The organism is Citrobacter sp. Cpo147 (assembly GCF_030332405.1).
Lineage (GTDB): Bacteria > Pseudomonadota > Gammaproteobacteria > Enterobacterales > Enterobacteriaceae > Citrobacter > Citrobacter portucalensis.
Genome location: NZ_JAOWHX010000026.1, coordinates 1 through 2,024, shown reverse-complemented (window position 1 = coordinate 2,024; position 2,024 = coordinate 1). Strand labels below are relative to the sequence as shown.

Annotated in this window: 1 protein-coding gene and 1 pseudogene; both read right to left on the bottom strand. The window is 50.5% G+C overall.

All coding sequences use genetic code 11. The features are described from left to right. Positions 1 to 15 precede the first annotated feature (15 nt). A protein-coding gene (locus OGY06_RS00925) for an IS1-like element IS1A family transposase (protein ID WP_103215986.1) occupies positions 16 to 713 on the bottom strand; the annotation gives its coding sequence in 2 pieces (ribosomal slippage) (positions 16 to 464 and positions 464 to 713; 699 coding nt in all). Positions 714 to 769: 56 nt separating this feature from the next. Then, positions 770 to 1,819, bottom strand: a pseudogene (locus OGY06_RS00920) (SulP family inorganic anion transporter); the annotation flags it as partial. Between the last annotated feature and the right edge of the window lie 205 nt (positions 1,820 to 2,024).

Sequence of the window (2,024 nt, the reverse complement as noted above, 5' to 3'; positions counted from 1 at the left end):
GGTAATGACTCCAACTTATTGATAGTGTTTTATGTTCAGATAATGCCCGATGACTTTGTCATGCAGCTCCACCGATTTTGAGAACGACAGCGACTTCCGTCCCAGCCGTGCCAGGTGCTGCCTCAGATTCAGGTTATGCCGCTCAATTCGCTGCGTATATCGCTTGCTGATTACGTGCAGCTTTCCCTTCAGGCGGGATTCATACAGCGGCCAGCCATCCGTCATCCATATCACCACGTCAAAGGGTGACAGCAGGCTCATAAGACGCCCCAGCGTCGCCATAGTGCGTTCACCGAATACGTGCGCAACAACCGTCTTCCGGAGCCTGTCATACGCGTAAAACAGCCAGCGCTGGCGCGATTTAGCCCCGACATAGCCCCACTGTTCGTCCATTTCCGCGCAGACGATGACGTCACTGCCCGGCTGTATGCGCGAGGTTACCGACTGCGGCCTGAGTTTTTTAAGTGACGTAAAATCGTGTTGAGGCCAACGCCCATAATGCGGGCGGTTGCCCGGCATCCAACACCATTCATGGCCATATCAATGATTTTCTGGTGCGTACCGGGTTGAGAAGCGGTGTAAGTGAACTGCAGTTGCCATGTTTTACGGCAGTGAGAGCAGAGATAGCGCTGATGTCCGGCAGTGCTTTTGCCGTTACGCACCACCCCGTCAGTAGCTGAACAGGAGGGACAGCTGATAGAAACAGAAGCCACTGGAGCACCTCAAAAACACCATCATACACTAAATCAGTAAGTTGGCAGCATCACCATGGCTGCGTGAAAAATACCACCACGATTCCGATGATTAAGGCAGCAACAACGGAAACAAGCTGGCTTTTCCCTCCAGAGGAATCATTTACCGCAGTCCGGGAATCGGCTCCGCTAATCGCAAACCCCTGAGATAAGCCAGACATCAGATTCGCAACACCCAAAGCCCTGAACTCAGCATCAGCATTTATTTCGTATCCATTTTTCGCGGCAAAACTGCGAGCGGTTAGCATCAGGCTAACAAAACTGACTAATGCCAGGTTCAGCGCAGGGATCAATAAATCACGCGCCAGACCAGGCTGAAATGAGCCCCAGTGAACAACTGGCAAACCAGACTGAAAGCCCGATCCCCCAATAGTGGCAATACCATACTGCTGCGCAGATGAGATCCATACCAGCGCCGTTGTTATCACAATCGCAATCAACGGTGCTGGCCATTGGCTACGAAACGTTTTGATAGCGATTAAAATCGCTAACGTTAGGATGGAGATCCCTAAGGTTAATAAATGAATTTCTGAGAGTCGGCCAGGCAGGGCAATGATCTTCTCAATCACTTGCTCTTCATCAAGCGTAATCCCCAACACCTTACCGAGTTGCCCGACAATAATCGTCACGGCAACGCCGTTAAGCAGACCCGTTAGAATGGGATGAGAAAGCAGGTCAGCAAGCGCCCCCAGGCGAAATTTACTGGCAAGCAGGCACCATCCCCCCATCATCACAGTCATGACAATTGTTAACTGCCAGTGAAGTTCTGGGTTTCCGGCAGAAAGAGGGACTACAACGGCTGCAATTACCGCGCAGGTCGTGGCATCAGGACCAACAATCAATTGGCGGGAAGAACCAAACAGCGCATAAGCTAGCATTGGCAACACGCAGGAATATAACCCGACGATAGCCCCGACTCCCGCTAACTCAGCGTAAGCAATCGCAACCGGTAGTGCTACGGCAGCAACGGATAACCCGGCTTTAACATCATGTTTTAGCCAGCTTTTATCGTACGCTAATAAATTTTTTAGCCCCGGCATGTAGTTTAATACCATTTTTCCGAACACTTTATTCTCCGGATAGACCCTTACTAATAGATAAAGGTACACGTAACTGTCGCAGGCGATCCTGATATTTTCGGGAGGTAATACAGAAAATTCAGATTGGGGGTTTACCGCATATGCCGCAGGAAGGCTTGTGTTATGGAGGTTTTGGATATTGCTTTGCACCCGATGGTGCTGCGATGTGATGTGCCTGATGCGCTGCGCTTAT